This is a genomic window from Bradyrhizobium sp. 27S5, assembly GCF_037217225.1.
Taxonomy (GTDB): Bacteria; Pseudomonadota; Alphaproteobacteria; order Rhizobiales; family Xanthobacteraceae; genus Bradyrhizobium; species Bradyrhizobium septentrionale.
In genome coordinates this window covers 838007-859761 of record NZ_CP147714.1, presented here as the reverse complement: position 1 = coordinate 859761, position 21755 = coordinate 838007, and the positions used below count along the sequence as shown (strand labels likewise).

Genomic DNA, 21755 nt, shown 5'->3' with positions numbered 1-21755 from the left:
CTCAATCTTTTGTCTAAGTCATTGATATCACTTGATAAAAATGCTAAATTGATGTTTTTTTAGGAGCTTGAGGAACCCGCCGCAACTTGGTTCGTTTAGCAAATTACTCAACTAACTAATTCTGGGCGATTTGCGATGAATGAGCTTCGCGCTGAACGTCTTCAAGTCATGTTGTCACCCGAGGAATTGGCTGCTCTCGACGATTTCCGATTCAAGCACCGCATGCCGACCCGTGCTGCGGCGGTTCGCGAGCTGCTCAAGCTCGGTCTGGCAGGCAACGGCATCGATGGGGGAGCCGGGGTGAAATCGAGCGAGTATGGGGTGTTTAATCGGGGGCCGGACGGGCACACCCAAGGGGACGCGCCGCAAGAGGAATAGCGGCGCGTTGGCGCGCAGGACTGTCGCGGCTCAAGCCGCGACGAAGAGGTCTACGATCCCCTTCAGGATCGAGACCACGAGCGCCGACGAGAACATCGCCGTGCCGAGATCCGCGAGATAAAGCAGCTGCGCCTTCTGCTCCGCATCGAGCCGCGCGATTGCCTTTCGCATGGCCAAGCTCCCTTTTGGGGAAAACGCGCCTCGCGAACGTCGGTTCCGTCCGCCGCGCGCTCAGGCCCGCTGCAGCGCCAGCGTCACCCCGCCGAGCGTCAGCGCCATCGCGCCGATCTCGCGCAGGCCAAGCGGCTCGCCGAGGATGATCGCGGCCGAGACCACGCCGATGACAGGTACCAGCAGCATGCCGGTCGACGCCGACGTCGGCGGCAGGCGGCGCAGCGTCTCGAACCAGGTAAGGTAGCAGATGCCCATCGGCATCAGGGTCATGTAGGCGAAGCAGCCGAGGCCGAACGGCGTGATCGCGGCATAGTTCGGGTGCTCGAAGAGAATGCCGAGCAGCAGCATCACGAGACAGCCGATGCCGACCTGCCAGGCGACCACCGCGAGCGGCGGCATCGGCAGCGGCTTGCGGTTCAGCACATTGCCGAGCGCGAACAGGATGGCGCAGGCGAGCGCCAGCACAATTCCGGTGAGCTTGCCGGCGCTGACGGCAAAGCCATTGCCGCCGAGCAGGAGCGCGACGCCGGCGACGCCGAGCAGCAGCGCGGCGAGATCCCGCAAGGTCGGGCGGCTGTGCAGCACCGGCCAGGCGAACAGCATCGCCCAGATCGGCATCGTGTAGGCCAACAGCGCGCCCTCGCCGACGGTGACGAATTTCATCGCAATGGTGCCAAAGCCCATCCAGGCAAAGACATTGGTGAAGGAGGCGAACAACAGCCGCGGGATCGCCTCGCGCGGCACGGTCAGCGACTGGCCGCGGGCCAGCGCCAGCGTGCCCAGGATCACCGCCGCGCAGATGCCGGCAAGCCCGCGGGCGAACAGCGGCGGCCATTGCTGCAGCAACAGCTTCATCAGCGGCCAGTTCAGGGCCCAGCCGAACGCCGTGATGACCAGGCAGAGAAAACCGACTGTTCTATCGCGTTGAGTCGTATCCATCGGCCGCGCTTAGCAGGCGGACGAGCGTGATTCCACAGCGCATCGCGCATGCCGCATCGCATCGCGTATGCGGGCGGGCGTTGAACGCGCGAATAATCCGGCGTGTCCCTTCCGATCCCACTTGGTCAGGCGAAGGTGCCGATCATGATCCGCGGCCAGCCCTCGCTTTTCCGTGCGGCGGCAAGCTTGCTCGCCCAGGCGTCGATCAGGCTCGCGATCAGCAGGCGGCCGGTGCCGCGCATGTCGGGCAGTTTCATGGTGGGCGTACCGAGCGTGAGCGCGACCACGCCATGCACAGCCGCAAGCAGCGCAGTCGCCAGCCGCTGCGGCAGGCCGGACGCCGGTTCGGCGCCATGCGCCGCCAGGAATTCCCGCACCGACGTGACGAACAGCTCGTAGCTGCGGCGCGCGATCTCGGTCTCGCCGAAATAGACGCCGTCGGGAAAGCGGCGGTCCTCGACCGTGCCCGACATCGAGAACAGCGAACGGAAGTGATCAGGATTGTCGGCCCAATAGTCGAGATAGGCTTCCATCACGCGCCGCAGCCGCAAATCGCTGTCGGCGGTTTGCGCGCGGACCCGTTCGAGCTGTTCGGCCACCGCCTCGAGGTTCTGTTGCTTCACAGCGAGCAGCAGCAGCAGCTTGGTCGGATAATATTTGAGGACGGTGCCCTTGGAGTAGCCGATCGCGTCGGCGATCCTCTGGATCGAGACGGTCTCGAGCGTGCCGGCGGCGAATTCCTTGCGCGCGGTCTCGAGGATCAGCGCCTTCAACGCCTCCTTGTCGGCCTCCTGCCGTGCCCGGCGCTGAAAGCGCCGCCCGCCTTTGGATCGCTCCTCGATCGACATTGCCGTCTCCTAGAGCCTTTTCCGTGCCGATGGAATCGAAACGAGGCTCCCCTTGCCATACCCGAGTTATATGGTCAATTAACTGATCATAAGATGGGAGGATGCAATGAGCGCCCTTGCGAGCGCCCTTGCGAGCCCCCTCGCCGGCGAAATTGTCCGCAGCGATTTCGATCCGTTCAGCCCTGCAACGCGGGCCGATCCCTACGGCACTTACGCGGAGCTGCGTGCCGCGGCGCCGGTCATTCGCCTGACCAAATACGACATCTGGGCGGTGCCGCGCTTTGCCGAGGTCAAGACGGTCTTCGGAGACCATGCCAACTTCAGCAACGCCGGCGGCGCCGGGCTTGCCAACCACTTCAAGGAAAAGCCGTGGCGGCCGCCGAGCATCGTGCTGGAAGCCGATCCGCCGCTGCACACCCGGACCCGCGCGGTGCTCGCGCGCATCCTCTCGCCCGGCGCGATGCGACGGCTCGCGGACGACTTCAAGGCAAAGGCGGCACGGCTGGTCGACGAACTGGTCGCGCGCGGATCGTTCGACGCGATCATGGACATCGCCGAGGTGTTTCCGGTCAGCGTGTTTCCCGACGCGCTCGGCATCGACCAGGAGGGACGCGAGAATTTCCTGGCCTATGGCGCGATGGTGTTCGCCGGCTTTGGGCCCGAGAACGACTATTTTCGCACCCTGATGAAAGAGGCGCCGCGCGTGCTGCCCTGGGTCGCGGCGCGCTGCCAGCGCGAGGCGCTGCGGCTGGGCAGCTTTGGCGCGCAGGTCTACGAGGCGGCCGACACCGGCGAGATCAGCGCGGAGGAAGCGCCGTTGCTGGTGCGTTCGCTGCTCTCGGCCGGGCTCGACACCACGATCAGCGCGATCGGCATGGCACTGTACACGCTCGCGCGCCATCCTGACCAATGGGCGCTGCTCGCGGCCGATCCGTCGTCGCTGTCGCGCGCGGCGTTCGACGAGACGCTGCGCTTCGATTCACCGGCGCCGTTCGTGTTCCGCACCACGCCGCATGACACCGAGATCGCGGGCGTTGGGATCGGCAAGCACGAGAAGGTGCTGCTGCTGCTCGCCTCCGCCAACCGCGACGAGACGCGCTGGGAGCATGCCGACCAGTTCGACATCAGACGGCGGCTGTCCGGGCACATGGGGTTCGGCATCGGCATCCACGGCTGCGTCGGGCAGATGGTGGCGCGGCTGGAGGCGGAGGCCGTGATCGCAGCGCTCGCGGCCCGCGTGAAGCAGTTCGACATTGCGGGCCCCACAGCCTTCCGCGACAGCTCGGGCCTGCGGGCGCTCAGCACGATGCCGGTCCGCGTCACACCGAAATAGCAGGCCACCCTAGAAAAATCCGGCGCACCTTGCGATGCGCCGGATCAGTCGACCAGCTTACCTTCAGAACTTCATGCCGACGCCGCGCGCGGCGTGCGGTTGCGCGAGTTACGCTGGAAGAACAGCGCCTGGCTCGCCACCGCCGACACCATCGCCGGCTGGAACGGCTTCGAGATCAGGAATGCCGGCTCCGGCCGCTCGCCGGTCAGGAAGCGTTCGGGATAGGCGGTGATGAACACCACCGGCACCTCGAAGGTCCGCAGCAGCTCGTTCACCGCATCGAGGCCCGACGAGCCGTCGGCGAGCTGGATGTCGGCGAGGATCAGGCCCGGCTTCTTGTTCTTGGCGAGCGCCACCGCATCGGAGTGCGTGCGCGCAACGCCGATCACGTTGTGGCCGAGATTCTTCACCAGGCTCTCGAGGTCCATGGCGATGAAGGTCTCGTCCTCGATGATCAGAACGTCGGTGGCGATCTCGGCGGCCATCTCGCGGCCGGCGGCATCGGTGAGCTTGCGCGTCTCGGCGATGTCGGTGCCGAGAATGTAGCCAACCTCCTCCTCCGAAAAGCCCTCAAGCGACAGCAGCAGGAAGGCCTGGCGGGGCAGCGGCGTAATGTTGGAAAGCCGGCGCTCCGGCGGCAGCGACAGCGTCGCCACGTCGGCATTGTCATTGTTATTCACCGACACCGAATTCCAGATCTGGGTGAACAGCCGAAACAGCCCGGCGCGCGGGCCGTGCGTCTGGTCCAGCAACGATCCGTCCTGCAACAGGGCCTCGAGCATGGCCCCGACATAGGCGTCCCCCGACGCCTGGTTTCCGGTCAGTGCGCGGGCATAGCGGCGCAGCAGCGGAAGGTGTTCGGCAACGATCTGCGATCGGGACATTCCCACTCCATCTTGTTCGTGAGGCCTGCCGGCCTAAAACCCGTTGTCCGGGGGCGGCGCATCCATTTCGAGGCACCCCCCGGTTCCCCTGCATCCCCGATTACGCGTGAACGACGAAAAAGTTCCACGAAATAGTTCCAGCCTTCCGGAACTTTCTGCGCAACTTTGCATTAGCTCGTGACCGACGAGGCAACGCGGCCAGCCTCTAATTTCGAGGAAACATCTTGGAAATCAGAGACTTAACTCCCGGGGAAGCGTGGATCACATCATGAAGGAAGTAAAGAAGCAGGGCGGTCTCAACGCCGAGATTCAATCGAGAATCGGCCACCAGCTTCGCGCCATGTACGACGACGTGGTGCGACAGGGGGTGCCCGACCGCTTTGCGGAGCTGATCCGCAAACTCGACGGACCCGAGGCTGCCGCGGCGGCCGTCGCCGGGGGTGGTGATACCGACAAGAACAATGGAGGGGACTAATGCCTCTCACGAATGAACTTCGCGACGACATTCTTGCGTCGGTCCCGAGCCTGCGCGCGTTCGCGATCTCGCTGTCCGGTAATGGTGACCGCGCCGACGATCTGGTGCAGGAGACCCTGCTGCGCGCGATCGCCAATATCGACTCGTTCCAGCCTGGCTCGAACCTGCCCGCGTGGCTGTTCACCATCCTTCGCAACCTGTTTCGCTCCGACTACCGGAAGCGGCGGCGCGAGGTGGAGGACGCCGAGGGCAACTATGCCAAGACGCTGAAGAGCCAGCCGTCGCAGACCGCTCATCTGGAGTTCGAGGAATTCCGCACCGCACTCGAAAAGCTGCCGCAGGACCAGCGCGAGGCACTGATCCTGGTCGGCGCCTCCGGCTTCTCCTACGAGGATGCCGCGGCGATCTGCGGCTGCGCGGTCGGCACCATCAAGAGCCGAGTCAACCGCGCGCGATCGAAGCTGAGTGCGCTGCTCTATGTCGATAGCGCCGAGGATTTCGGCCCCGACAACACCGTGCGCGCCGTGATCGGCGGCAATGGCGGCTGAGCGCGACCGATGTTGAATGCGAAAAGGCGGCCCCGATCGGGCCGCCTTTTTGATTGGGAAACAACGAGATCACGTTCGCGCGACCGGCAGACGCCTCGTCTTCGCAGCGTTAGCTGGCCATCGCCTTCTCGACAGCGGCCGGCTTGAAGCCGTTTCTCAATTCGAGGATCTTGGCCGCGATTTCGGTCACCGGGACCGGATGGCTGAACAGGAAGCCCTGGGCCTCGTTGCAACCTTCCGCCCGCATGTGGTTCAGCTGCTCGACGGTCTCGATGCCTTCGGCGATCGTGGTCATGCCAAGGCTTTTGCCGAGACTGATGACGGCGCGGACGATCGACTTCGATCCATGCGTCGCCGTCGCGTCGCGCACGAAGGATTTGTCGATCTTGAGCTTGTCGAAGGGAAAACTTCGCAGATAGCTCAGCGATGAATAGCCGGTGCCGAAATCGTCCAGCGCAATGCGCAGCCCCTGCGCCTTCAGCTTGTGCAGCGTGGCAAGGGTCTCGTTGCTGTTGGCGAGGAAGACGGACTCGGTGATTTCGAGCTCCAGCCGGCGCGGCGACAATTTTGACGCGGCGAGCGCGTTGACGACAACGTCGATGAAGTCGGGGTCGCGAAACTGGACCGCCGAGACGTTGACCGCGAGCTTCATCTCGCTGGGCCAGGTGACGGCCTGCTCGCAGGCACGATTGAGCACCCATTCTCCCAGCGGGCAGATCAGCCCGATCTCTTCCGCGATCGGGATGAACTGGTCGGGCGGCACCAGTCCGCGCTTCGGGTGATGCCAGCGCAGCAGCGCCTCGAAGCCGCAGATGCGGTCGAGATTGAGATCGTAAAGCGGCTGGTAGAACAGCGAGAACTCGTCCTTGACCATCGCCTCGCGAAGGTCGAGCTCGAGCGCCCGGCGCCGCTGCAGGCTGGCGTCCATCGCGGGTTCGAAAAATCGCCAGGTGCCCCGGCCTTCCATCTTGGCACGGTACAGCGCGACGTCGGCGTTCTTCTGAAGCTTCTCGCCGGTGGTGCCGTCGCCCGGCGACATCGAGATGCCGACGCTACATCCGACGATGACGCGATGCCCGTTCAGTTCGTACGGGGCGCCGACGCATTCGACGATGCGGCGAGCGAGGCGCTCGGCCTCGTCTCCGCCCTGGACGCCGCATTGAATGACCGCGAACTCGTCGCCGCCCAAACGCGCGACGGTGTCGACCTCACGGACGCAGGCGTTGAGCCGGTCCGCGACCGCACAGAGCAGTTCGTCGCCGACCGGATGCCCGAGCGTGTCGTTGACCTGCTTGAAATTGTCGAGGTCGAGGCAGAACACCGCGAAGCCAAGTCCACGGCCGACCTGAGCAACCGCCAGCTCGATCCGTTCGGCGAGCAAAGTGCGGTTCGGCAGCTTGGTCAGGGCATCGTGCCGGGCCATGAACGCGATCTGCGACTCGGCGCGTTGTTGTTCGGTGACGTCCTCACAGGTGACGAGCCAGCCGCCGTCGGAGGTCGGCCGTTGCGCGATGGCGATGATCCGTCCATCGCTGAGATGCTGCAGATAGTTGCCGCCCTCCTGCTGGCCCACCGATCGCTCGCGCTCGGCCAGCAGGTCGGCGACGGTGCGATCGCCATGATTGCCCGCGGCGATGCTGAGGTCGAGCACGTCCTCCATGGTCATGCCGGGAACGACGAGCTCCGGCGAAATATCGAAGATCTCGCAGAATCGGCGATTAGCGACCTGCAGCCGCGCCTCGCTGTTGTAGAGGCACAAGCCTTGCGACATATGCGTGAGCGCCGCATCGAGCCGCAGATTGGTTTCATGCAGCTCTGCCTTCTGCTGCTTCAGCGCGGAGATGTCGCTGTAGACGAGGACGACGCCGCCCTCCTGCGTCTCGCTCCGGCTGACGCGCAGCCAGCGTCCGTCGGACAGCTGCGCTTCGCTCGCGAAACCGTCGATGTCACCTTCGGTCGGAGCGAGCTCGGGAGCCTCCAGTCGATCCGATTGCAGCAGCTGCGGCGAGAGACGAATGAATTCACTGGCGCGCGAGTTGGCCAGGGCAATCTGGCCGTCCGCATCGAGCAGCACGACGCCTTCACGCGACGTTTCGAGCGCATCCGAAAGCCGCGCCTGCGCGGAGCGGCGTTGCGACACCTCCTGATCGACCATCCGCCTGATGTTGTCGCGCATCGTTTCCATGGCGGTCAGCAGGATGCCCAGTTCGTCGGTGCCGCCCTTGGGGACGGTCGCATCAAGGTCGCCGCCGGCGATGCTGCGCGCGGCGCGGGATGCAATGGCGACCGGTCCGATGATGCGGCGCGCCAGCAACCATGAAAACAGTGCCGACAGGAACAGCGCGACGGTCAGCCCGGCCACGTTGAGCTGCAGGTCACGCTTGATGGTCGAGAGCGCCTTCTGCCGGAACAGGAAGCCGTCGCCAGCCGTATAGTTGACCAGCAGCTCGACCTGCTGGCCGACGATCTTGGAGTAACGATCGACGTCGCCGACCGTCGTACTCGATGCGGGCGGATCCGACGCCGGGCTTCCCTCCAGGGGCGATCCGACCGCGCGGCGATGCAGCTCCATCCAGGCGTCGGCGGCTTCCTGAACCTTGGCGGCGGCCTGCGCAGCCCGCGAGGACTGCGACCGATCGGCGGCGATCGTCAGATCTTCCGAGAGCGTCCTGGCGAGCTTTTCGATCTGGTTGTCGAGGCTCGCACGGATCTCCGGATCCGACGTCATCAGACGCTGCGACGAGGCGACCCGCATCGCGGCGAAATCCGCGCCGGCCGCGCGGGCGTAGTTGATCGACATCAGGGATTCGTCGAACGTCTTGGCCACCAGATCGCCGGCGTGGCGGATGCCTAGGATGGAGTATCCGCCGAGCGCGACGGCAATGGCGCTCATCGCAAGGCAGAAGATCAGAATCTGGGCGCGGATCGAGCCCGTCGTCAGCGCAAAGCGCGACAGGCGGCCGGTTGCGTACCGAAGCGCCGCACTGCTCTTCACCGTGAGATTGCCCAAGAGGCTATCCATGCCCGCGTTTCGCCGTAGTGCTCGGTACTCAAGCTACGCAGAAACGCGCAGCGCATGCGGAAAATGACTGTCTGCTCAAAATTGCCTTAGTAGTGACTGGAACTCATGCTGAAATCGTTAAGATCAGCTTGCGATAATCACCCTCACAGGTAATCCCTGAGGCGACTTTTGCAGCCTTGGGTAGCGGTATCCGGTGGTCGAGGTTCAGGCGGGGGTCTCATGCAGTCAGGCTTGTTGCGCGGCTTGCGCCTCGGCCAGTTCAGCCGTGTGCCATTTGCGGCCGCGATTGTCACGGGAGTGCTCACCGGAGCCGCTTTGGGTGCAGCCCCGTACGTCATTTCGCAGAAGGATCGTGAATTCAAACCCGCGGAAATCTCGATCAAGCGGGGCGAGGCTTTACGGTTCGTTAACGATGACGGCGAGCTGTTGCATCACGCTTATTTGAGCACCGAGACGTTCAGCTTCGACTCCGGCGACCAGCAGCCGGGCAGCAAATTCGACGTCACCTTTTCGGTACCCGGCGACTACACCGTGTTGTGCGGCATTCATCCGAAGATGAAGCTCGCCGTCCACGTCGCCAAATAGCCAGGCTCAACTAGAGCGTTTTCGAGCGAAGTGGACGCCGGTTCGCGTGAAGAAAACGCGCCAAAACAAGAATCTAGATCTTCGGTTCTGATTCAATCAGAACCGAAAATGCTCTGGCGACGATCTTACAGGACCGAGGTCTTGAAGATCGCGGCATGGCCGAAATAGTAGACGAACAGCGTCAGAGACAGCGCGGCACAGAGCGCGACCGGGGCGAGCCACGCCGGGCGACGATCGCGTTGCAGGACCTTGTTGTCGGCCACGATCGCAAACAGGACGGCGATGATCGCCGAATGTCCGATCGTGTCGATCTTGCCAAATTCGAAGCACGCGCTGATGAACATCCCGGCGAGCACGGCGGCGGCGCAGCGCCGGATCAACGGCGTCCAGATCAAGGCAAAGGCGAGCGTGAATTCCACCATGCCCGCGGCGCGCATGTAGAACTCATTGTCAAAGCCGAGGGTCATCGAGGCATGCTCGATCAGGAGCGGGAAGCTCCACTCCGGATAGGCCCATTTTTCGATCGAGGCCCACATCAACGTCACCGCCGCGGCGTACCGCATCACGTCGATCGGCCGGATTCCGAACAGATCCTTGTTCAGCCCGACCAGCGCGAAATAGGCGGCAACGCCGAGAAAGATCGGGTAATCGGCGAGATGGAAGACGCCGTAGCCTTGGACACCGATTCCGAACAGGATCGCCATCCCGGCGGCCGACAGCGGCATCGTTCGTCGCGACAGCATGCCGGCGGCGATGCCGAGTTGCAGCGCGCCGACCAGCGGTGACGACGTCTTCAACTCGGGGGTCAGCAGGATGCCGCCGACGGCCCAGATCGAAATGAAGAAGAACGCGCAGACCGCGCGCATCATCAACTCGGTGTGCAGCCGCAATCCCGCGGTGACGCGGTCGAGCACCCGGATCGTCGCGTCCCCCAGCGACGTCGGCTCGATCACGCAGCCCGCAAACAGCCAGAAGACGGCGATGCCGAGCAGCAGTTCAAAGTCGAGGCAAAGGACATTCTCGAGTCCGCGCGGCTGGCCGGCGACGTCGTAGGCACAGAACCATTTGACATGCGCCTCGGCACTGCGCGCGGCTACGACACAAAACAAAACCGCTGCAAGGCACGTGGCAGAAAAGGAGCGCACAGCCGAGCCGGCATCTCGCGCCCATCCACTAAACATTGAACCAACCGCCCACACACACACGCTTAAGGACTTGTTTAACTTATATCAAATTTTAAGCTTTGCGCCTGCCCCAGACAGCCGCTGGTTGCATTGTGGTTAATTGCGACGGACCAGCCCAGCCCGTCCCTTTGTGCAGTCTTTACAGCCGGTTCCCTCAAATTTTAGCTAATTCCGGCACGGGAGCTCAATTCAACTGTCGTAGTGAAATCCGGACAAATCGGTTCGGGAGGCCGGTACAATGTTCGGAGCGTTGAGTGTCGTGAGTATCGGGGTGGGCTCGGCCCTCGCCTACGTGACCAAATCGCATCCTTCGCGCGTGGAGACGCTGGAGACCTGCGCGGGTGCCTTCCTGATCGTCGGACTTGGCCTGCTCGGGGCTGCGCTGCCGCACCTGGCCTGAGCGAGTCCTGTTCTCGTCAGCCTTGTTCTCGACAGCCTGGGCCGCGGTCATCGCGGCAGCTTGGGCACCCCGGGCACCGGTGGATTGGTGGCGGTCAGCGTTTCAAGAAAGGCGATGAGATCCTTCTTCTCGGCTGCCGTCAGCGACAGCGGCTTGATGTCGGGCGATCGGCTCGGCCGTTCGATCCCGCCCTTGTTGTACAGCTCGATGACATCTTCCAGCGTCGCGACCGATCCGTCGTGCATGTAGGGCGCGCGGCGCGCGACGTCGCGCAAAGTCGGGGTCTTGAACGCATATTTCAGCTTCGCCGACGTCGGAAAGAAACGGCCGCGCCCGATGTCATGCCCCTTGGCGGTGCCGATATCCTGAAACGATCCGTCGGAGAAGGACGGGCCACTGTGGCAGGCCGAGCAACGCGCCTTGCCGTTGAACAGCTCAAAGCCGTGCTGGGCCGATGCGCCGATCGCGCTATTGTCGCCCTTGATCCAGCGGTCGAACGGCGCCTCGCCTGCAATGATCGAGCGCTCGAAGGTCGCCAGCGACTGCTCGATCCTCGGCCGCGTGATCGCGCCGTCGCCGAACGCGCGGCCGAACGCATCGACATAACCAGGGATCGCCGCAAGGCGCGCGATCAATTCCGGCTCCGTCATATTCAGGTTCATGGGAGACAGGATCGGGCCGAACGCCACGGATTCGAGATCCTTGAACTTACCGTCCCACCCCAAGGGCTCGAAAAAGGCCACGTCGATCAGCGTCGGCGAGCGGATCGGCAGGCCTTTCGGGTCCTCACCGATGGCGCGCGGCAGGCCGTCGCCCCAGGACAGGCTTGGCCTGTGGCAGCTCGCGCAGGAGTGCGTCTTCGACCGCGACAGCAGCGGATCGAAGAACAGCATCTGCCCAAGCGCGGATTTGGCCTCCGAATAGGGATTGCTGCTCGGGAAGGGAACGACCTCCGGCCGCCGATAGCTGGTACGAATTGTCGCAGGGTCGCCGGGCGCCGTCGCCGGGGTCAGCGCAAGCGACAGCCCTACCGGCAAAACTGCCACGAGCAAGGTCAGGCTGACCCAAAGCCTCATCGGGGTCCTCAGACGGTATCCTGCCCGGTATATGCCGAAGCATGTTCAACGAAGTTTTAACAATCGGTTGCGGGTTAGTACGGATGGCCGGCGCCGGTCACGAATGATGCCGGCGCTTCGCGCGCGCTTGACTTCGATCAATCCGGGCAGTGACAGAGTATCACAACCTGAGGGAGCTGCAGCTGCTACTTCTTCACGGGGCGCACCGGCGCGGAGATCTGCTCGGTGCGGTCGCGCTCGGTCATGTCGACCACGGTGTCCATCGGCGCGGTCAGCTCGTAGACATAGGAGACGTCGGTGAAGTAGCGCTTCGCGGTGCCGCCGAGCGCCTCCGGCGCGACACGGTCGAGCAGGATCAGGCCGAAATCGCTGTCGGCCCGCCGCGTCGCCTGGCTGGTGTTGAACTCCTCCCAGCGGAAATTGAAGACCGCGTCCTCGCCGTCGCCGACCACCTCCCAATTGGCGACGATGTGCGGATGCTTGCCGACCAGCGACAGCCCCTCGTCGGAGTGCGAGGCGAGCTCGAAGAACAACAGCGACAGCGATTGCGCGGCGCGCGCGCTCACCGTGATGTCGGGTCCGTTCACCGCGATCCGGTCGGCATGCGGGATCGAGCGCGATTCGAACAGGCCCTTCAGCTTGACGCCCTGCCACTGGCTCTCGCTGAGCAGCGTGACGACGTTCGACATCGCATGGATGCGCCCGATCAACAGCTCGCGCGCGACGTCGATATCGGCGCCGTGCCGCAGCGTGCGGGTCACGATCGACTGGATCACCGCAAGGATGTTCTTGACCCGATGGTTGAGCTCGTCGATGACCGCGGTCAGCCGGCGCTCGAAACCGATCCGGACCTCGATCTCGCGGCTGAGGCGCAGGTTGTTGTAGGCGACATAGCCGAACAGGCCGCAGACGATGCCGGTGAGCGCCAGGCCGATCGCCGCGACGATGGTCGCGGTCTGCTGCGCACGCACCGTGGCATTGCTCTTGGCGTAATAGTCGAGCGACCAGTCGCGGCCGCCGAATGTGACCGTGCGGACCATCGACGGCATCGGGCCGTCCTGGCGCACCGCGCGCGAGGTGACGATGCCCTGCTCGTTGGCGGTAAACTCGTCGTTGGAATCGCGCGGATCCTTCAGCGCCACCGCGAACAGCGAGGAATCGTCGTTGGTCAGCATCAGCGACGACAGCTCGTAGGAAAAGGTGATGAAGCCGGCCGGCTCGGATGCGCCCTCCTGGAACACCGGCGCGGCGAGCACGACGCCGACCGGGCCGTTCTGCCGCAGCAGCGGCACCGGGTCCGAGGCCACCGGCTTGGCGTCTGTCATCGCCCGCGCCAGCATCGGACCGACCACCGAATGACGGTCGAAGGCGCGGCCCGGGATGCTCAGGGTTTCGGGATTGCGCGGCTCGACGTCCATCAGCACGTTGATCGGCTTGTCGAGCGCCTTGAGGTCGAGCGCCTGGTCGTCGAAGTCCCGGATGGTCGGATTGGTGAAGCCATTGGCCTTGAGCTCGGCCTCCGCCGCGGCCAGTTCGTCCGGCTTGAGCCGCGCGATCCAGGCGGCGAACACGAAATCGGTCTTGAAGGCGTAGATCGCCGAGCGCAGCGGCTGCAGCATATTGGCCTTCACCATCGACGGCGTCCGGAACAACCCCGAGGCCACCCGCGCCAGCAGCTCGCGCTCGGTCAGGCGGTCCTGCACCAAGCTGGCATGGACGTCGATCGCCCGCGCCAGCGCGATACCGTCGATCGCGAGCTCCTGATCGTGCACCCGATAGGCGGCAAGACCGGAGAGCAGAACTCCGATCAGTGCAATCAAGGCAACGATGAAGCCCAGTCGAACCACACGCTTACTCGGCAATCAGGGGGTGGCGAAAGGGGACGGAAAGCATCTGGCTTCTGCGGGAGCGGCGATAACTCAGGGTGCGAAGACGGCCGGCCGCAAAGGAATATGGAATAGCGATCATCGGTACGCAACAGGAGCCGGTCGGCAACATTAACGACGACGCCACCCGGCGGTCTTTGGCGGCGCCAAAGGTTGCTAATCGTCAAAGTTGGAAATTGTTCCGGCGATTGCGCAGCTTTTTCGCGGCGGCTTGACGAGGGTTACCGTCATCCTGAGGTGCGAGCGGAGCGAGCCTCGAAGGATGCACGGCCCGGCTGGTGGCCGTCGATCCTTCGAGACGCGCTACGCGCTCCTCAGGATGACGGGGCGAGCAGCCGGCGCGAGCGGTCTGCCACAATGATTAACGTCAGCCTGCCTTGTCAGCCCGCCTTCGTACGTGCCTTGGCCGCCTTGCCCGTGGCCTGCGACCGAAGGCCGCCCTTGGTCTCGATGAAACTGATGATGCGGTCGAGGCCGTCGCTCTTCTTCAGATTGGTCATCACGAAGGGCCGCTCGCCGCGCATCCGCCGGGCGTCGGTGTCCATCTTCTCCAGCGACGCACCGACATGGGGCGCGAGGTCGATCTTGTTGATCACGAGGAGGTCGGATCGCGTGATGCCGGGGCCGCCCTTGGAGGGAATCTTGTCGCCGGCGGCAACGTCGATGACGTAGATCGTGAGATCGGCCAATTCCGGCGAGAAGGTCGCCGCCAGATTGTCGCCGCCGGATTCGATCAGCACCAGGTCGAGATCGGGGAATTTGGCCCGCATGTCGGCGACCGCGGCGAGGTTCATCGAGGCGTCCTCGCGGATCGCGGTGTGCGGGCAGCCGCCGGTCTCGACGCCGGCGATGCGGTCCGGTGTCAGCGAGCCGGAGCGCACCAGGAACTCGGCGTCCCATTTGGTGTAGATGTCATTGGTGATCGCGGCGATGTCGTAGCGCTCGCGCATCGACTTGCAGAGCAGGTCCATCAGCGCGGTCTTGCCGGAGCCGACCGGACCACCGACGCCGACCCGCAACGGGCCATGAGAAGTGGGCATGTGAGAAGCTCTCTCTCTGTTATCGTCGTCCCGGCGCAGGCCGGGACCCATTACCACCGAATTGAATTGTTGCGAGAAGCTGGAGCCCCAGCGTTGCACAAGCACAGAAGCCTGTGGTTATGGGTCCCGGCCTGCGCCGAGACGACGGTTGAGGACGCGGCGCTGGCATTGTCGCTCGATTGCGCATCATGACCGAAACAGCCTCGTATATTGCGTCTCGTGACGCAGGCTGGCGAGATCGGCCCGAAAGGTCGCGCTGCCGAGATCGTCGAGCGAGGCGGCGCCGGCTCGCGTCGCGGTCGCGGCAACGACCGGCTCGAGATCGGCCAGCACGCGCTGGCTGTCGGTCTGGCCCAGCGGGATCAGCCGACTGCCTGCGGAAATCCAGTTGGAGACGACGGCGTGCAGGAAGGCGCGCAGCAACGGCGCAAGCGGAATGCCATGCGCGGCGCTGACGATGCCGACCGCGACGGGATAGACGATCGCGCCATCGCAGGCCGCAATCATCGCGTCGAGGCCGGGTGAATTCCAGGCCGCGCGGGCGATCTCGATGAAGGCGCGTCCTTGCGTCGTGGTCTCGAGCTGCCGTTCGCGCGACGGCACGAAGGCCGCGGCGAGCTCGGCGATCTCCTTCAACCCGCTGTGGTCGTGCTCCGACGCCGCGCGATGGCTTTGCGCCAGGAACAGGGCGTCGCAAAATCCGCTGCCGTCAGCGAGCATCGCCGCGAGCCAGCCGCGCAGCGAGGCGGCGTCGGTGATGTCGCCGGCCTCGACCGCCCATTCGATGCCGCTGGAATAGGCGAACGCCCCGACCGGAAAGGACGGCGACAGCCACGTCATCAGCCGGTACAGCGCGGCTGCCTCATCCTCCGTGATTCCGCCGCGCACCGCGGCGGGATCAGGCTCATTTGCGGTCATGAGCATGGGAGTGGTCGTGGTGATGATGAGCATGATCGCAATGCTCGTCATGATGGTGGTGGTCGTGGTCATGCGCGCGATCATGGTGATGTCCATCATCGTGATGGTGACCATCACCGTGATGATGACCATGATCGTGCGCATGGCTATCAGCGTGATCGTGCCCGGTATGACCATGCGCGTGCTCATCGGCGTGCGCATGCTCGGCATAGGCGCCGCCCTCGGGATCGAACGGCGCCTCGATCTCGATGACACGGGCGCCGAGCCCCTTCACCATCGCCTCGATCACGTGATCGCGGCGGATGCGCAGGCCTTTCGGCATGATCTGCGTCGGCAGATGGCGGTTGCCGAGATGCCAGGCGACCCGGATCAGATGATGCGGATCGCTGCCGCGGATTTCCGCGAGCGGCTCTGGAGCCGCGACCACCTCGACAAGGCGGCCGTCCTCCAGCACCAGCGCATCGCCGCCGCGCAGCGCGACGGCGTTCTCGAGATCGAGCAGGAATTCGAGCCCGCGCGTGCCGGTCATCGCCATCCGCCGCCGGTGCCGGTCGTCGAAATCGAGCACGACGGTATCGGCCGCCGCTTCAGTCCAGCGATGCTGTCCCAGAACCTTGGTTGCGCGGATCATCGATGCCTCAGAGCTTCTCGACCTTGGCGTCACTGATGATCTCGATCACCGTCGGGCCGGTCTTCATCTGCGCGGAATATTCGCGCCATACCTTCATGTGCGGCGCCCTGGCATGCGCGTTGAGATCCTCGCGGCTCTCCCAGCGCTCGACCACCACATAGAGGTTGGGATCGTTGACGCTGACATTGCCGTCATAGGAGATGCAACCCTTCTCCTTTCGGGTCTCGACCGTGCAGGCCTTGTGGCCCTTGATGAAGTCGTCCTTATTCTCCGGCTTCATCGGCGTGGTGGCGATCACATAGATCATGCTGTTTGTCCCGTTTTTGTTGTTATTTTAGCGGACGTCGACCTTCTCGGGCGTGATCACCTCGATCTTGGGCGGCGCGGCCATGCACTTCACGGCGACCCGGCCGAACGTCTTCATGTGCTCGGCGGTGCGATGCGGCACCAGCGCCTCGGCGTTCTCCCACTGCTCGACGAACACCATCTTGCTGTGGTCGGTGACGCTCTCGTGCAAATCATAGGCGATGTTGCCGGGCTCCTTGCGGGTTTCCTTGATGCAGGCGGTCGCCGCGGCGATGAATTCGGCGCGGGACTCGGGCTTGATGGTCAGCGTGGCTACGACGTAAATCACGGAAATTCCTCCCGATTTTTCTCTTTTGGCTTTGGATACCGGGAGCGGTTTTAGAACATAAAGTAACGCTGTGCCATGGGCAGCACCTCGGCCGGCGCGCAGGTCAGGAGCTCGCCGTCTGCGCGTACCTCATAGGTCTCGGGGTCGACCTCAATGTTCGGCGTCGCATCGTTGTGGATCATGCTCTTCTTGGAGATCTTGCCGCGGGTGTTCTGCACCGCGTAGAGCTTCTTGCTGATCCCGAGCTTGCGTGCGAGGCCGCCGGTAACCGCGGCCTTCGAGGTGAACACCACCGAGGACGCGGTCAGCGCCTTGCCGAAGGCGGCGAACATCGGCTGGTAGTGCACCGGCTGGGGCGTCGGGATCGAGGCGTTGGGATCGCCCATCGGCGCCGCCACGATCGAGCCGCCCTTGATGATGCAGTCCGGCTTGACGCCGAAGAACGCCGGCGACCACAGCACGAGGTCCGCCAGCTTGCCTTTCTCCACCGAACCGATCAGCTTCGACACGCCATGCGCGATCGCGGGGTTGATGGTGTATTTGGCGATGTAGCGCTTGACGCGGAAATTGTCGTTGTCGTTGCCCTTGTCCTGCGGCAGCGCGCCGCGCTGCTTCTTCATCTTGTCGGCGGTCTGCCAGGTGCGGATGATGACCTCGCCCAGCCGGCCCATCGCCTGGGAGTCCGACGACATCATCGAGAGCGCGCCGAGATCGTGCAGGATGTCCTCGGCGGCGATGGTCTCCTTGCGGATCCGGCTTTCGGCGAAGGCGAGATCCTCGGCGATCGACGGATCGAGGTGATGGCACACCATCAGCATGTCGAGATGCTCGTCGATGGTGTTGCGGGTGAACGGCCTTGTCGGATTGGTCGAGGACGGCAGCACGTTCTTGAGGCCTGCGATCTTGATAATGTCGGGCGCGTGGCCACCGCCGGCGCCCTCGGTGTGGAAGGCATGGATGGTGCGGCCCTTGAATGCCTTGACCGTGTCCTCCACGAAGCCGGATTCGTTCAGCGTGTCCGAGTGCAGCATCACCTGGACGTCGTAATCGTCGGCGACCGACAGGCAGGTGTCGATGGCCGATGGCGTGGTGCCCCAGTCCTCGTGCAGCTTCAGCGCGCAGGCGCCGCCCTTGATCATCTCGACCAGCGCCGCCGGGCGCGAGGCGTTGCCCTTGCCCGAGATGCCGAGATTGACCGGAAAGGCGTCGAACGACTGGATCATCCGCCCCATGTGCCACGGGCCGGGCGTGCAGGTGGTGGCGAAGGTGCCGTGCGAGGGGCCAGTGCCGCCGCCCAGCATCGAGGTGACGCCAGCCATCAGCGCGTGCTCGATCTGCTGCGGGCAGATGAAGTGGATGTGGCTGTCGAATCCACCGGCGGTGAGGATCTTGCCCTCACCCGCGATCACATCGGTGCCGGGCCCGATGATGATGGTCACATTGGGCTGGATGTCCGGATTGCCGGCCTTGCCGATCGCGGCGATCATGCCCTCCTTGATCGCGACGTCGGCCTTCACGATGCCCCAGTGATCGACGATCAGCGCGTTGGTGATGACGGTATCGGCCGCACCCTGCGCATTGGTCACCTGCGACTGCCCCATGCCGTCGCGGATCACCTTGCCGCCGCCGAACTTCACCTCCTCGCCATAGGTGGTGAGATCCTTCTCGACCTCGATGATCAAATCGGTGTCGGCGAGCCGCACCTTGTCGCCGGTGGTCGGCCCGAACATGTCGGCATAGACGGAACGTTTGATCTTCACGGACATATCAGCCCCCAGTTTCAGCCAGCGCAGCCTTGGCGCGCGCAATGGTGTCGTCGAAAATACGGTCGAGCCGCGAATTGATCCCCCGGCAACCGGCAACAACCTTGCCGGCCCAGGCCGCATAATCGGCCAGATCGTCGCGCTCGTCCTTGCTTGGATGCGGCACGATCCGGGCGCCGATATTGCTGACCTTGTCGGCGGTCTTGATCAGCTTCGCATCAGGCGACTTATGCGGAGCATCATCGATCTGCCTTTGCCGACGCACGGCCTTGGGCAGACTCATGTCGTCGGTGCATTCGACCACCAGCGAGGCAACACGCTCGCTGAATTTTTGCGCGAGCTCCTCGCGCGTGGTCTCGGTATCCTCGATGGTGTCGTGCAGCCAGCCGGCCGCCACCAGCTCGGCATCGGCGCCATCGGTCACTTGCGCCAGCAGGTTCGCGACCTCGGCGAGATGATTGATGTAAGGCTCGCTCCCCCGCCCCTTGCGCGCCATCCCGTTATGACGGCGCGCGGCAAGCTCGGCAGCCTCGGAGACCATGCGGAGCGCCGGAAGCATGCGGCTACAGTGCTCCCCTTTGTTCACACTCACAATCAGAGCAGAGCCGAAGAATGACGTCTGTCAGCGCCCGGGGCTTACCCCTCTCCCCAACCCTCCCCCGCAAGGGGGGAGGGAGCCCAACCAGGGTGCTCACCTCACATTGAATCACAGCTTCCCCTTCACCTCGGCGCGGAAGCCGTAGATCACGCGCTTGCCGGCGAGTGCGACGAGCTTGATGTCGCGGGTCTGGCCGGGCTCGAAGCGGACGGCGGTGCCGGCGGCGATGTCGAGGCGCATGCCGCGGGCTTTCTTGCGGTCGAATTTCAGCGCCGGGTTGGTCTCGAAGAAATGGTAGTGCGAGCCGACCTGGATCGGACGGTCGCCGGTGTTGGCGACCGACAGCGTCACGGTCTTGCGGCCGGCATTGAGCTCGATCTCGCCGTCCTTGATGAAGAGTTCGCCGGGGATCATGTCCTTCTCCTCGTCATTCCGGGGCATGCGAAGCATGAACCCGGAATCTCCTTAAACAATCTCTGGATTCCGGGTTCGGCCTTCCGGCCGCCCCGGAATGACGCTCGTGACTATCGGATCGGCTCGTGCACGGTGACGAGCTTGGTGCCGTCGGGGAATGTCGCCTCGACCTGGATGTCGTGGATCATCTCGGGGATGCCGGCCATCACCTGATCGCGGGTCAGGACCTTGGCGCCGGCCTGCATCAAATCGGCGACGGTGCGGCCGTCGCGTGCGCCCTCGACGATGAAATCGGTGATCAGCGCGATCGCCTCGGGGTGGTTCAGCTTGACGCCGCGCTCCAGCCTGCGGCGCGCCACCATGGCCGCCATCGAAACCAAGAGCTTGTCCTTTTCGCGGGGAGACAAATTCATGCGAGCACTCTGATCGTTCTGATGAGGTCTAGTTGAGCCACAGCCGCGGCAGCGGGACCATGGAGGCGCGGCCGAGCACCGTCATCATATCGGCGCGCAGCCGGGCCGCATCTTGGGCACAGAAGCGTGCCATTGCAAAGCCATTCCAGGCGGAGATACCGACTTCGCCGCCGAAGCTGTCCGACGCCTCGCGGATGCGCTCGATCAAAGCCTCGTCGCCCGGCACGATCAGCGCCGTGCCGATTGCGCAGCCCCCACCAGCGATCGCGGGCCGTGCGAGCTTCTGGCCGATCTCGCCGTCGAGCCGGATCGTCTCAGCAAACACCAGCCGGCCGCCGCGCCGCATCCGCCAGCGGTCGACGAATTCGCCATGGCGCATGGTCTCGCCCATCGCAGCACGGCCGAACACCACGATCTCGGAGAGCAGGAGCGAAGCGCCTTCCGCAAGATCGATGTCGAAGCTCCTGACAATACGTGCGCGGTCGAACAGGATTGTCTCCTGCGGCAGCCAGGAGAGATGCGCACCGTCCGCGACCTTCAGCGCAATATCGAGTCGAGCCGGCGCTGCCGGCGCACGATAGACCTTTTCCGCCGCTGCCGTAGTTAGCGTCAGGCGGGTGCCCTCGCCGGCTGCGATCGCGATGTCGAAGCGGTCGCCGCCCGCAATGCCGCCGGCGGTGTTGACGAACATGGCCGAGAGGCCGTCGTCCTCCGGCGATGGAAAGCGGACGCGCAGCGAGCCTGACTCATGCAGGTCGCCGCGGCGGGTGGCGCCATCCTTGCGGTGCACGCCGAACCTGACAGCACCCTGGGCGCGGTTGGCCGCAAACGTCGCCGCTGCCGCGCCTGCGATCCCGGTCCGCATTCCCCCGATGCTCCCTCACGCACGCCGCGCGAGGCGGCGTCATAGCTGGTTCACAGCGCCATCTGGCGGCTGATCTCGGCGGGATCGAGGTTCGCGCGGTCGCAGGCATATTTCACCGCACCCCGGTCCATCACGGCAAAACTGTCGCCGAGTTCGCAGGCAAAGTCGAGATATTGTTCGACCAGCACGATTGCGATGTTGCCGAGGTTGCGCAGATAGGAAATGGCGCGGCCGATGTCCTTGATGATCGAGGGCTGGATGCCTTCGGTCGGCTCGTCGAGCAGCAGCAGCTTTGGCCGCATCACCAGCGCGCGGCCGATCGCGAGCTGCTGCTGCTGGCCGCCGGAGAGGTCGCCACCGCGGCGGCCCAGCATGGTCTGCAGCACCGGAAACAGCGAGAACACGTCATCGGGGATGTTGCGGTCTTCGCGCTTCAGCGGGCCGAAGCCGGTCTTGAGGTTTTCTTCCACCGTCAGCAACGGAAAGATCTCGCGGCCCTGCGGCACGAAGCCGATGCCGCGCCGCGCTCGCTCGTAGGGCTTCAGCGCGGTGATGTCCTTGCCGTCGAAATTGATCGCGCCGGAGGCGATCGGGTATTGCCCGACCATGGCGCGCAGCAGCGAGGTCTTGCCGACGCCGTTGCGGCCGAGCACACAGGTGACCTTGCCGGGCTCTGCGGTCAGCGACACGCCGCGCAAGGCCTGCGCCGCGCCGTAATAGAGGTTGATGTTGTCGATCTTCAGCATC

General features: G+C 64.3%; 25 protein-coding genes. 6 read left to right on the top strand and 19 right to left on the bottom strand.

Annotated features, from left to right (window positions below):
- Positions 1-135: 135 nt before the first annotated feature.
- A complete protein-coding gene (locus tag WDM24_RS04110; RefSeq protein WP_029077723.1) occupies positions 136-378 on the top strand; it encodes a hypothetical protein in 243 nt (80 codons plus the stop codon).
- A 30-nt stretch (positions 379-408) separates the two neighbouring features.
- Here WDM24_RS04110 and WDM24_RS04105 read toward each other — a convergent pair whose 3' ends face one another.
- The 3 genes from WDM24_RS04105 to WDM24_RS04095 form a co-directional block, all read right to left on the bottom strand.
- Entirely contained in the window at positions 409-549 is a 141-nt protein-coding gene (locus tag WDM24_RS04105) for a hypothetical protein (protein ID WP_156928304.1), read from the bottom strand.
- Positions 550-609: 60 nt separating this feature from the next.
- A complete protein-coding gene (locus WDM24_RS04100) occupies positions 610-1491 on the bottom strand; it encodes a DMT family transporter (protein ID WP_338830539.1) in 882 nt (293 codons plus the stop codon).
- Between the two features lie 125 nt (positions 1492-1616).
- Positions 1617-2339 (bottom strand): TetR/AcrR family transcriptional regulator, encoded by a 723-nt coding sequence (locus WDM24_RS04095; RefSeq protein WP_338830538.1) that lies wholly within the window; start codon positions 2337-2339, stop codon positions 1617-1619.
- A gap of 106 nt (positions 2340-2445) precedes the next feature.
- On the opposite strand from WDM24_RS04095, the gene WDM24_RS04090 reads away from it, so the two are divergent.
- The gene (locus WDM24_RS04090; RefSeq protein ID WP_338830537.1) at positions 2446-3672 is read left to right on the top strand and encodes a cytochrome P450; all 1227 of its coding nucleotides are present in this window, start codon (positions 2446-2448) and stop codon (positions 3670-3672) included.
- Positions 3673-3743: 71 nt separating this feature from the next.
- On the opposite strand, the gene WDM24_RS04085 is transcribed toward WDM24_RS04090, so the two are convergent.
- Positions 3744-4556: a response regulator gene (locus WDM24_RS04085; protein ID WP_016847263.1), complete on the bottom strand. Its 813-nt coding sequence runs from the start codon at positions 4554-4556 to the stop codon at positions 3744-3746.
- Between the two features lie 268 nt (positions 4557-4824).
- Here WDM24_RS04085 and WDM24_RS04080 point away from each other — a divergent pair, with 268 nt between their 5' ends.
- Entirely contained in the window at positions 4825-5031 is a 207-nt protein-coding gene (locus tag WDM24_RS04080) for a NepR family anti-sigma factor (RefSeq protein WP_029077728.1), read from the top strand.
- Complete coding sequence (locus WDM24_RS04075) at positions 5031-5579, top strand: sigma-70 family RNA polymerase sigma factor (protein WP_029077729.1); 549 nt, start codon at positions 5031-5033, stop codon at positions 5577-5579. Before WDM24_RS04080 ends, WDM24_RS04075 begins: the two co-directional genes overlap by 1 nt.
- A gap of 109 nt (positions 5580-5688) precedes the next feature.
- Here WDM24_RS04075 and WDM24_RS04070 read toward each other — a convergent pair whose 3' ends face one another.
- On the bottom strand, positions 5689-8601 hold the full coding sequence (locus tag WDM24_RS04070; protein WP_338830536.1) for an EAL domain-containing protein: 2913 nt from the start codon (positions 8599-8601) through the stop codon (positions 5689-5691).
- Between the two features lie 219 nt (positions 8602-8820).
- Here WDM24_RS04070 and WDM24_RS04065 point away from each other — a divergent pair, with 219 nt between their 5' ends.
- A complete protein-coding gene (locus WDM24_RS04065) occupies positions 8821-9186 on the top strand; it encodes a methylamine utilization protein (protein WP_338830535.1) in 366 nt (121 codons plus the stop codon).
- Positions 9187-9311: 125 nt separating this feature from the next.
- Here WDM24_RS04065 and WDM24_RS04060 read toward each other — a convergent pair whose 3' ends face one another.
- A complete protein-coding gene (locus WDM24_RS04060) occupies positions 9312-10295 on the bottom strand; it encodes a hypothetical protein (RefSeq protein ID WP_338830534.1) in 984 nt (327 codons plus the stop codon).
- A gap of 334 nt (positions 10296-10629) precedes the next feature.
- Between WDM24_RS04060 and WDM24_RS04055 the strand changes: the two genes are divergently transcribed.
- Positions 10630-10770, top strand: a complete 141-nt coding sequence (locus WDM24_RS04055; RefSeq protein WP_338695472.1) for a hypothetical protein — start codon at positions 10630-10632, stop codon at positions 10768-10770.
- 47 nt (positions 10771-10817) lie between these two features.
- Here WDM24_RS04055 and WDM24_RS04050 read toward each other — a convergent pair whose 3' ends face one another.
- From WDM24_RS04050 to urtE, 13 genes are all read right to left on the bottom strand, one after another.
- On the bottom strand, positions 10818-11846 hold the full coding sequence (locus WDM24_RS04050; protein WP_029077733.1) for a cytochrome-c peroxidase: 1029 nt from the start codon (positions 11844-11846) through the stop codon (positions 10818-10820).
- 185 nt (positions 11847-12031) lie between these two features.
- Positions 12032-13693, bottom strand: a complete 1662-nt coding sequence (locus tag WDM24_RS04045) for a CHASE domain-containing protein (protein WP_029077734.1) — start codon at positions 13691-13693, stop codon at positions 12032-12034.
- Positions 13694-14112: 419 nt separating this feature from the next.
- Positions 14113-14772, bottom strand: coding sequence for an urease accessory protein UreG (gene ureG, locus WDM24_RS04040; RefSeq protein WP_166211009.1), 660 nt, complete (start codon positions 14770-14772; stop codon positions 14113-14115).
- Between the two features lie 186 nt (positions 14773-14958).
- Positions 14959-15696 carry an urease accessory protein UreF gene (locus tag WDM24_RS04035; protein ID WP_338701850.1) on the bottom strand — a complete coding sequence of 246 codons (738 nt, stop codon included), beginning with the start codon at positions 15694-15696 and terminating at the stop codon, positions 14959-14961.
- A complete protein-coding gene (locus tag WDM24_RS04030; RefSeq protein ID WP_338695466.1) occupies positions 15677-16321 on the bottom strand; it encodes an urease accessory protein UreE in 645 nt (214 codons plus the stop codon). The genes WDM24_RS04035 and WDM24_RS04030 overlap by 20 nt, the downstream gene beginning before the upstream one ends.
- A gap of 7 nt (positions 16322-16328) precedes the next feature.
- Entirely contained in the window at positions 16329-16628 is a 300-nt protein-coding gene (locus WDM24_RS04025; protein ID WP_338695464.1) for a putative quinol monooxygenase, read from the bottom strand.
- Positions 16629-16655: 27 nt separating this feature from the next.
- Positions 16656-16955, bottom strand: a complete 300-nt coding sequence (locus WDM24_RS04020) for a putative quinol monooxygenase (protein WP_166302073.1) — start codon at positions 16953-16955, stop codon at positions 16656-16658.
- A gap of 50 nt (positions 16956-17005) precedes the next feature.
- Positions 17006-18721: an urease subunit alpha gene (ureC, locus tag WDM24_RS04015; protein WP_338695461.1), complete on the bottom strand. Its 1716-nt coding sequence runs from the start codon at positions 18719-18721 to the stop codon at positions 17006-17008.
- A gap of 1 nt (position 18722) precedes the next feature.
- Positions 18723-19277: an HD domain-containing protein gene (locus tag WDM24_RS04010; protein WP_338695459.1), complete on the bottom strand. Its 555-nt coding sequence runs from the start codon at positions 19275-19277 to the stop codon at positions 18723-18725.
- Between the two features lie 147 nt (positions 19278-19424).
- The gene (locus WDM24_RS04005; RefSeq protein ID WP_029077741.1) at positions 19425-19730 is read right to left on the bottom strand and encodes an urease subunit beta; all 306 of its coding nucleotides are present in this window, start codon (positions 19728-19730) and stop codon (positions 19425-19427) included.
- 110 nt (positions 19731-19840) lie between these two features.
- Positions 19841-20143: an urease subunit gamma gene (locus WDM24_RS04000; protein WP_166302064.1), complete on the bottom strand. Its 303-nt coding sequence runs from the start codon at positions 20141-20143 to the stop codon at positions 19841-19843.
- 28 nt (positions 20144-20171) lie between these two features.
- On the bottom strand, positions 20172-21008 hold the full coding sequence (locus WDM24_RS03995; protein WP_338830533.1) for an urease accessory protein UreD: 837 nt from the start codon (positions 21006-21008) through the stop codon (positions 20172-20174).
- A 50-nt stretch (positions 21009-21058) separates the two neighbouring features.
- Positions 21059-21754 (bottom strand): urea ABC transporter ATP-binding subunit UrtE, encoded by a 696-nt coding sequence (gene urtE / locus WDM24_RS03990; protein ID WP_029077744.1) that lies wholly within the window; start codon positions 21752-21754, stop codon positions 21059-21061.
- Between the last annotated feature and the right edge of the window lies 1 nt (position 21755).

Coding starts and splice junctions, on each gene's coding strand:
- WDM24_RS04070 (WP_338830536.1), bottom strand. CDS start 8,601: ATGGATAGCCTCTTGGGCAATCTCACGGTGAAGAGCAGTGCGGCGCTT.
- WDM24_RS03995 (WP_338830533.1), bottom strand. CDS start 21,008: ATGCGGACCGGGATCGCAGGCGCGGCAGCGGCGACGTTTGCGGCCAAC.
- WDM24_RS04110 (WP_029077723.1), top strand. CDS start 136: ATGAATGAGCTTCGCGCTGAACGTCTTCAAGTCATGTTGTCACCCGAG.
- WDM24_RS04080 (WP_029077728.1), top strand. CDS start 4,825: ATGAAGGAAGTAAAGAAGCAGGGCGGTCTCAACGCCGAGATTCAATCG.
- urtE (WP_029077744.1), bottom strand. CDS start 21,754: ATGCTGAAGATCGACAACATCAACCTCTATTACGGCGCGGCGCAGGCC.
- WDM24_RS04100 (WP_338830539.1), bottom strand. CDS start 1,491: ATGGATACGACTCAACGCGATAGAACAGTCGGTTTTCTCTGCCTGGTC.
- ureG (WP_166211009.1), bottom strand. CDS start 14,772: ATGCCCACTTCTCATGGCCCGTTGCGGGTCGGCGTCGGTGGTCCGGTC.
- WDM24_RS04105 (WP_156928304.1), bottom strand. CDS start 549: ATGCGAAAGGCAATCGCGCGGCTCGATGCGGAGCAGAAGGCGCAGCTG.
- WDM24_RS04005 (WP_029077741.1), bottom strand. CDS start 19,730: ATGATCCCCGGCGAACTCTTCATCAAGGACGGCGAGATCGAGCTCAAT.
- WDM24_RS04095 (WP_338830538.1), bottom strand. CDS start 2,339: ATGTCGATCGAGGAGCGATCCAAAGGCGGGCGGCGCTTTCAGCGCCGG.
- WDM24_RS04010 (WP_338695459.1), bottom strand. CDS start 19,277: ATGCTTCCGGCGCTCCGCATGGTCTCCGAGGCTGCCGAGCTTGCCGCG.
- WDM24_RS04050 (WP_029077733.1), bottom strand. CDS start 11,846: ATGAGGCTTTGGGTCAGCCTGACCTTGCTCGTGGCAGTTTTGCCGGTA.
- ureC (WP_338695461.1), bottom strand. CDS start 18,721: ATGTCCGTGAAGATCAAACGTTCCGTCTATGCCGACATGTTCGGGCCG.
- WDM24_RS04090 (WP_338830537.1), top strand. CDS start 2,446: ATGAGCGCCCTTGCGAGCGCCCTTGCGAGCCCCCTCGCCGGCGAAATT.
- WDM24_RS04035 (WP_338701850.1), bottom strand. CDS start 15,696: ATGCTCATGACCGCAAATGAGCCTGATCCCGCCGCGGTGCGCGGCGGA.
- WDM24_RS04000 (WP_166302064.1), bottom strand. CDS start 20,143: ATGAATTTGTCTCCCCGCGAAAAGGACAAGCTCTTGGTTTCGATGGCG.
- WDM24_RS04030 (WP_338695466.1), bottom strand. CDS start 16,321: ATGATCCGCGCAACCAAGGTTCTGGGACAGCATCGCTGGACTGAAGCG.
- WDM24_RS04065 (WP_338830535.1), top strand. CDS start 8,821: ATGCAGTCAGGCTTGTTGCGCGGCTTGCGCCTCGGCCAGTTCAGCCGT.
- WDM24_RS04075 (WP_029077729.1), top strand. CDS start 5,031: ATGCCTCTCACGAATGAACTTCGCGACGACATTCTTGCGTCGGTCCCG.
- WDM24_RS04025 (WP_338695464.1), bottom strand. CDS start 16,628: ATGATCTATGTGATCGCCACCACGCCGATGAAGCCGGAGAATAAGGAC.
- WDM24_RS04085 (WP_016847263.1), bottom strand. CDS start 4,556: ATGTCCCGATCGCAGATCGTTGCCGAACACCTTCCGCTGCTGCGCCGC.